Here is a 7602-nt window from a genome sequence, read left to right on the forward strand (position 1 = left end):
CTCCCCCCCTGGGGGGGAGGGTCAGGGAGGGGGGTACCGCGGGCGAGATGCCCGCGATGCGCTCCATCCGACCAACCACAACAACCCACCTCCTCCGACGCTGACTGAAGTCGTCACCACGCTCCGCGCGCTCGGCAAGACCGAGCTGCCAAAACAACTCGAACGCTGGCTCGACGAACTTGACGAGACCGGGCGCTGGGCGCTGCTGAAGCTCGTCACCGGTGCACTTCGCATCGGTATTTCCGCGCGTCTTGCCAAGACCGCGGCGGCTGCGCTCGGCGACAAGGATCCGCACGAGGTCGAGCTGATCTGGCCGGGTCTTGCGCCGCCCTATCTCGAATTGTTTGCCTGGCTGGAAGGCCGCGCCGAAAAGCCCGTCAATCGCGATCCCGCGCCATTCCGTCCCGTCATGCTGGCGCACGCAATCGAGGAGACCGATTTCGCCGCACTCGATCCCGCCGATTACGTCGCCGAATGGAAATGGGACGGCATCCGCGTGCAGGCCGTGGCGGGGCGCGACGAGCACGGCCACATCACCGCGCGACTCTATTCGCGCACCGGCGAGGACATCACGGGGAGCTTTCCGGATCTGGTGCCGTCGCTGCGCCTGCCTGGCGCGATCGACGGCGAACTGCTGATCCTGCGTGAAGGCCGCGTGCAGAGCTTTAACGTTCTGCAACAGCGCCTCAACCGCAAGGCAGTCTCGCCAAAGCTGATCAAGGAGTTTCCGATCCATTTGCGCGCCTACGATCTGCTCGGCGACGACGAGAACGATTTGCGCGAGCTGCCGTTCTCGGAACGGCGCGAACGGCTGGAGACGTTCATCGGCAAGCTTGACGATCCCCGCATCGATCTGTCGCCCACTGTCCCCTTCGCGAGCTGGGACGTGCTGACCGCCGCACGCGCCGATCCCGCGAGTGCGGGTGCGGGCGAAGACGCGGACGCCGTCGAGGGCGTGATGCTAAAGCGGCGCGATGCGCCTTACCTTCCGGGCCGGCCCAAGGGTCAGTGGTGGAAGTGGAAACGCGATCCGCACATCATCGACGCCGTGCTGATGTATGCGCAGCGCGGCCACGGCAAGCGCTCGTCCTACTACTCCGACTACACGTTTGGCGTCTGGACCCGGACGGAGGGTGGCGACGAGCTGGTGCCGGTCGGCAAAGCCTATTTCGGCTTCACCGACGAGGAGTTGTTGCAGATCGACCGCTTCGTCCGCCGCAACACCACCGAAAAATTCGGTCCTGTCCGCCATGTCGTGCACGAAGGCGACAAGGGGCTGGTGCTGGAGGTGGCCTTCGAAGGGTTGCAGCGCTCGCCGCGGCACAAATCCGGCGTCGCCATGCGCTTTCCCCGCATCAGCCGCCTGCGCTGGGACAAGCCGCCGCGGGAGGCGGACCGGCTGGAAACGCTGGAAAAAATGCTGAAGGCGGAGGCGGCGGAGATTGAGGCGTGATCGGGCTCGATGGGCGCCACAAGGAAGGTGCGCCCCTTCTCCCGCAAGCGGGAGAGGTTGCAGCCAGCCCGCGGCCCGCCCGAATTAAAATCCCGTAAGCCGATTGACGCCCTGTTCCGGGTTCCCCATGTGCCTCGCCGTGCCCTATAATGGGGTCGAATCCGCCTGAGGAGTTTGAGATGGTCCAAGACGTCAGAGATTTGCCGGCCGGCCGCAGCGATGGGCTGAACCGCTTTCTCGGCGGCTCGCCGCTGGCGGTGGCGTTTCGCCTGGTCCTGCTCTCGATCCTGGTCGGCGTCGTGCTGGCGGCGATCGGCTTCGATCCCTGGAACATCCTCATCAGCATTCGCCTGCTATTCCAGCGTCTGTGGGATCTCGGCTTCGATGCCGTGAACTGGCTGTGGCGCTACTTCCTGCTCGGCGCCGTCATCGTGATCCCGATCTGGCTGCTGATGCGCGTGTTCGGCTCGCCGCGTCGCTGAGGCCCTCCGCGCAGGCGCGTCATGTCGGCTGCGATGGTGCAATCGGGCGGCTGGTCGGGTAGAGGCAGCTAATGCACGCGCCCGTTCATACCAAGGTCGGCTCCCGCCAGGTCTTCGCCATCGCGGGCCCCGCCATGGTCGCGAACCTGACCACGCCGCTGATCGGAGTGGTCTCGACCACCGCAATCGGACGGCTGGACGATGCCGCCCTGCTCGGCGGCGTCGCGATGGCATCCGTGATCTTCGACTGCCTGTTCTGGCTGTTCGGCTTCCTGCGCATGAGCACGCTCGCCTTCACCGCGCAGGCGCTCGGCGCCGGCGAGGCGCGCGAGCAGACCGTGATCCTGGTGCGCGGCTTCATCGTTGCAGGCCTGATCGGCGCCGCGCTGATCGCGCTGCAATTGCCGCTGGCCGCCGCGCTGTTCGACCTGATGGGCGGCAGCGGAGGCGTAACGCGGGCCGCAAAGACCTATTTCATGATCAGGATCTGGTCATCGCCGTTCGCGCTCGCCAACTACGTCATCCTCGGCTGGCTCATTGGCAAAGCCCGCGCGAATCCGGCGCTGCTGCTCCAGGTCGTCATCAACCTCGTCAACATGGTGGCGACGATCCTGCTGGTGCTGGTCTCCGACGCCGGCATTGCGGGTGCTGCGGTTGCCGCGCTGCTGTCGGAGGCGGTCGGCTTCGTGCTCGGCGTGGTCGTTTGCCGACGTTATGCCGACGGCCGTTTCGCCGTGCCCCGCGCAACGCTGTTCGATCGCGCAAAACTGATGCGGCTGCTGGCGGTGAACTCCGACATCCTGATCCGCACCGCGGCGCTGATCACCGTGTTTCTTTTCTTCACCGCCAAGGGCGCGCGGGCCGGTGACGTCACTTTGGCGGCGAATTCCGTGCTCAACAATTTCCTGCTGGTCAGCGCCTTCTTTCTCGACGGCCTTGCCAACGCAGCCCAGCAGCTCTGCGGCCGCAGCTTTGGCGGCCGCGATGCAAAGGGTTTTGCGGATTCGACCCGGCTGGTGCTGCTGTGGGGCCTCGGCTTCGCCGTCGTCGTCGCCGCGCTGTTTGCGCTGTTCGGGCCGGCCTTGATTGATTTCATGACGGCGAGCGAAGCCGTCCGCCACAGCGCGCGCGAATTCCTGCCGTTCGTCGTGCTCGCGCCAATACCCGGTGTGTTCGCCTTCGGCTTCGACGGCATCTATATCGGCGCAACATGGGCGCGCGAGATGCGCAATCTGATGCTGGCCTCGCTCGCGATCTTCCTTGCCGCCTGGTGGGCGCTGCAATCGTTCGGCAATGCCGGACTGTGGGGCGCGCTGCTCGCTTCCTACGTCGCGCGCGGCGGGTTGCAGGGGGCAAGATATCCGGCGCTGTATCGGGCGACATTTCCGAAGCGGTAGCTCTCGTGTCCCGGACGCGCTGCAGCGTGAAACGCTGCTGCGCAGAGCCGGGACCCAGCGGTCAGTCGTGGGCCCCGGATCTGCAGCGCATCACTACGTGCTGCGCCGCGTCCGGGGCACGAGATCACCCTACATCCCCGGCCAGTCTTCCGCGGTCAGCGTGGCGGCATCGGCGCCGACGATTTCAGACAGCGAATCCCGCCCCGTCCGCAACAACGTCGAGGTGAGGTCACGCTTGATCTCCTCGACGAGGCCGAGCCCCTTGTAGACCAGCGAGGAATAGAGCTGGATCAGGCTCGCGCCGGCGCGGATTTTTGTCAGCGCCGCGCCACCGGAGTCCACACCGCCGACGCCGATCAGCGGGAATGCGCCCTCGACCCGCACATAGGTCTCCGCGACCATGCGCGTCGACAGGCGGAACAGCGGCCGGCCCGAAAGGCCGCCCTGCTCCTTGGCGCGCATCGCCTCGCGCAGTGTGCTCGGCCGCGCAATCGTCGTGTTCGACACGATCATGCCGTCGACCTTGCGCGAGCGCGCGACCTGCACGACGTCGTCGAGCTGGGCGAGGCTGAGGTCGGGCGCGATCTTGAGCAGCACCGGCGTGTCGCCGGCCTTCTGGCGCACGCGCTCGCGCGCGTCGATCACTTTTGCGAGGAGATCGTCGAGCAGCGCGCCCTCCTGCAAGTTGCGCAGGCCCGGCGTGTTCGGCGAGGAAACGTTGACGGTGAAATAGCTCGCAACCGGCGCAAAGGTCTCGATCAGCTTGACGTAATCATTGACGCGATCCGGCGAATCCTTGTTGGCACCGACATTGACGCCGACGATACCGCCGTGCTGCGCGCGCGCCGCAAGCCGGCGCAATGCGACTTCCGCGCCGTCATTGTTGAAGCCCATGCGGTTGATCACGGCCTCGTCGCGCTCCAGCCGGAACAGCCGCGGCCGCGGATTGCCGCTTTGCGGCTTCGGCGTCACCGAGCCGATCTCAACGAAGCCAAAGCCGAGGCGCAGCAGCGCATCCGGCACTTCCGCGCTCTTGTCGAAGCCCGCGGCCATGCCGATCGGATTGGGGAAGTTGAGCCCGAAAGCGCGCACCGCGAGCTTCGCATCATCAGGGCGCGGCTTGACCGGCGGCAGGAAGCGCAGGCCCTGGATCGCCAGGCGGTGCGCGTCTTCTGCATCGAGCCAGCGCAGCAGCGGCAGCGAGAGAGCATCGAAGGCGCGGATCACGGCAGGAGCTCCGGAACATCGTGGCCGCCATCGGAGCGCATGTTGAGGTTCATCACCGAAAGCACCGCCCCGAGATCGAGCTCGCCATAGAGATGCGGGAACAGCTCCTCATTGCGCGAACGCTCCCAGCGCAAGCCGGCTCCGAGCGCATCGCCATCGACCTCGACCAGGAACAGCGCGCGCTGCCCGAAATAATGTTTGCGCAGGGTCTCGGGAACCTGGGGGGCGGTCGAGAAATGGATGAAACCGTCGCGCGAATCGTCCGCGCTGCCGCGGTAGACACCCTGCCGCTCCGCCTCGCGCCAGGCCGAGGCCGGGCAGATTTTGTAGATCTTCACCACCGCTTACGCAGCCCTGTTGCTCGTTGAGTCTCTTGGGTTTTTTCGTCTGCTAGGGCTCTGTGAAACCCGGCGCGACCGTAAAGGCGGGTCCTCCCGAACTCAAGAGTTAGCCGCCACCCCTTGCGCGAAAAACGGAAAACCGGTTGATTTGAGGACAGTTTTCCTGGGTTGCGACGGGCTGGACCTTCCATGGTCAGACAGGCCAAAGCGCAGAGGATACTGACGCACGACCAGATCTGGGTCGCTCTGGATCGGCTGGCGGCGCGCGCCGGGCTGTCCCCGTCGGGCCTTGCCAAGCGCGCCGGGCTCGACCCCACCACCTTCAACAGGTCCAAGCGCGTCACGCCCGACGGTCGCGAGCGCTGGCCATCGACCGAGTCGATCGCGAAGGCACTGGCGGCGGCCGACGCCTCGATGGACATTTTTGCGACGCTGATCGACGACGAGGCGGGCGACGGCCGCACCGTACCGCTGCTCGGCCTCGCCCAAGCCGGCGCGAGCGGCGCTTTCGACGAGGCCGGCTTTCCATCCGGCAAGGGCTGGACTGAATTTGCGCTGCCCGCCGCCGAGGACAGCCGCATTTTTGCGCTGGAGATTGCAGGCGATGCGCTTGCGCCTGTCTATCGCGACGGCGACATCATCCTGGTCTCGCCCGGTGCACCGGTCCGCAAGGGCGATCGCGTGGTGGTGAAGACCAAAGCGGGCGAAGTGACCGTCGCGACGCTGAAGCGCCGCACAGCCAAGGCGCTGGAATTGCAGCCGCTCGATGCCGCTCAGGCCGAGCGGACGATCGCGGTGGGTGACGTTGGCTGGATCGCACGGATCGTGTGGGCGAGCCAGTAAGGGCGTTCGCCGGGACGACAATGGTGGGTGGAGCGAACGGCAACCCGCCGCTCACGCACTCCTTGCCAGCGCGCCGTCGATCATATTCACCGCGTTCTGCACGCCATACACCGCGACGAAGGAGCCGAAGCGCGGGCCCTTCTCCTGGCCGAGCAGCACCTGGTAGAGCATGTTGAACCAGTCCAGCGTGACGCCGGGACGGCCGTCCTTGCCCTTCTTGACCTGGTCGAGGAACGGCTCGCGGCGGCCGATCTCGTAGACGACGTTCTGGATGTCCTCGGCCGATGCATCCTGCGGCAGCTGCGACAGCGCATCGCGCAGATCCTGCAATGCGGCGCGCTCGATATCGGTCGGCTGGCGAAACGTCTTCGTCGGCGCGACGAAATCGCGGTAATAGTTGATGGCATAGCCGACCATCGCATCGAGCTTCGGATGCGTCTGCGGGCTCACGCCGGGACGGTAGCGGCCGATGAAGCCCCACAGCGTCTCGGCATTCTCCGCGTTCGACGACGACACCAGCGTCAGCAGAAGCTGGAAGGTGACGGGCATCTCGAACTTCGGCGGATGGCCGCTATGGATGTGCCAGACGGGATTGCCGAGCTGCTGCTTGCCGTCCTGCTTGGCAAAACCGTCGCTGAACTGCTGGTAGTCGTCGACGTTGCGCGGGATGACGTCGAAATACAGCCGCTTGGCCGCCTTCGGCTCGCGATACATGAACAGCGTCAGCGATTCCGGCGAGGCGTAGCGCAGCCATTCGTCGATGGTGAGGCCATTACCCTTCGACTTCGAGATCTTCTGACCCTTCTCGTCGAGGAAGAGCTCGTAGTTGAAACCTTCGGGCGGCGTGCCGCCGAGCGCCCTGGCGATCGCGCCGGACAGCTTCACGGAATCAATCAGGTCCTTGCCGGCCATCTCATAGTCGACGCCGAGCGCGACCCAGCGCATCGCCCAGTCGGCCTTCCACTGACACTTGACGTTGCCGCCGGTGACCGGCGTTTCAACCTCTTCGCCGCTGTCGGGATCGACATAGGTCACCGTGCCCGCGGCGATGTCACGGCGGATCATCGGCACTTGCAGCACGATTCCGGTGGTCTTGCTGATGGGGAGGAACGGCGAATAGGTCGCGCGGCGATCGGGTCCGAGCGTCGGCAGGATGATGTCCATCACCTTGTCGTAGGCCGCGAGCATCTTCAGCAGCGTCGCGTCGAAGCGGCCGGACTTGTAATAGTCGGTCGAGCTCGCGAATTCGTAGTCGAAGCCGAAATGATCCAGAAACGCGCGCAGACGCGCGTTATTCGCCGCGCCGAACGAGGGATATTCGTTCGAGAAAGGATCAGGCACGGCCGTCAGCGGCCGCCCCAGATATTGCGCCAGCACATCCTTGTTCGGCACGTTATCCGGCACCTTGCGAAACCCGTCCATGTCGTCGGAGAAGGCGAGCAGGCGCGTCTTGATCTTGTCCTCGGTCAGCACACGGAAGGCATGGCGCACCATCGAGGTGCGCGCGACCTCGCCGAAGGTGCCGATATGCGGCAGGCCGGACGGACCGTAGCCGGTCTCGAACAGCACCTCGTCCTTCGGGCTTTTCTTCAGCCGCGCGACAATGGCCTTCGCCTGCTCGAACGGCCAGGCGCTGGATTGTTCGGCGAGCGCACGCAGATCGCTCGGGTTCGCGGCGAGATCGATAACGGACATCAGGGCCTCCGGGCCGCGGAAAATAGCGATTTCCGGGCAGAATGCAAAAGTTGGTGCGGCTGGCGCCGCGCTTACTCCCTCTCCCCGTTCTTACGGGGAGAGGGTTGGGTGAGGGGCTGCTTCCGCAATCACGGTGAGCGACGGACTCGTGGAGAGTCCCCCTC

The 7602-nt window shown here is 65.5% G+C and carries 7 protein-coding genes; 4 read left to right on the forward strand and 3 right to left on the reverse strand.

Annotation, left to right across the window (positions count from 1 at the left end; all coding sequences use genetic code 11):
• From IVB29_RS24335 to IVB29_RS24345, 3 genes are all read left to right on the forward strand, one after another.
• The coding region (locus IVB29_RS24335) for an ATP-dependent DNA ligase (RefSeq protein WP_247505945.1) at positions 1–1453 on the forward strand (1453 nt) is incomplete at its 5' end.
• 179 nt (positions 1454–1632) lie between these two features.
• A complete protein-coding gene (locus IVB29_RS24340; protein WP_247505946.1) occupies positions 1633–1935 on the forward strand; it encodes a DUF6460 domain-containing protein in 303 nt (100 codons plus the stop codon).
• 71 nt (positions 1936–2006) lie between these two features.
• The gene (locus IVB29_RS24345) at positions 2007–3332 is read left to right on the forward strand and encodes an MATE family efflux transporter (protein WP_247505947.1); all 1326 of its coding nucleotides are present in this window, start codon (positions 2007–2009) and stop codon (positions 3330–3332) included.
• A 129-nt stretch (positions 3333–3461) separates the two neighbouring features.
• Here IVB29_RS24345 and IVB29_RS24350 read toward each other — a convergent pair whose 3' ends face one another.
• The gene (locus IVB29_RS24350) at positions 3462–4559 is read right to left on the reverse strand and encodes a quinone-dependent dihydroorotate dehydrogenase (RefSeq protein WP_247505948.1); all 1098 of its coding nucleotides are present in this window, start codon (positions 4557–4559) and stop codon (positions 3462–3464) included.
• On the reverse strand, positions 4556–4900 hold the full coding sequence (locus IVB29_RS24355; protein ID WP_247505949.1) for a DUF952 domain-containing protein: 345 nt from the start codon (positions 4898–4900) through the stop codon (positions 4556–4558). Before IVB29_RS24355 ends, IVB29_RS24350 begins: the two co-directional genes overlap by 4 nt.
• A gap of 189 nt (positions 4901–5089) precedes the next feature.
• Between IVB29_RS24355 and IVB29_RS24360 the strand changes: the two genes are divergently transcribed.
• The gene (locus IVB29_RS24360) at positions 5090–5743 is read left to right on the forward strand and encodes a helix-turn-helix transcriptional regulator (protein ID WP_247505950.1); all 654 of its coding nucleotides are present in this window, start codon (positions 5090–5092) and stop codon (positions 5741–5743) included.
• Between the two features lie 51 nt (positions 5744–5794).
• On the opposite strand, the gene IVB29_RS24365 is transcribed toward IVB29_RS24360, so the two are convergent.
• Positions 5795–7438 carry a lysine--tRNA ligase gene (locus tag IVB29_RS24365; protein ID WP_247505951.1) on the reverse strand — a complete coding sequence of 548 codons (1644 nt, stop codon included), beginning with the start codon at positions 7436–7438 and terminating at the stop codon, positions 5795–5797.
• Between the last annotated feature and the right edge of the window lie 164 nt (positions 7439–7602).

This window comes from Bradyrhizobium sp. 1 (assembly GCF_023073315.1).
GTDB lineage: Bacteria > Pseudomonadota > Alphaproteobacteria > Rhizobiales > Xanthobacteraceae > Bradyrhizobium.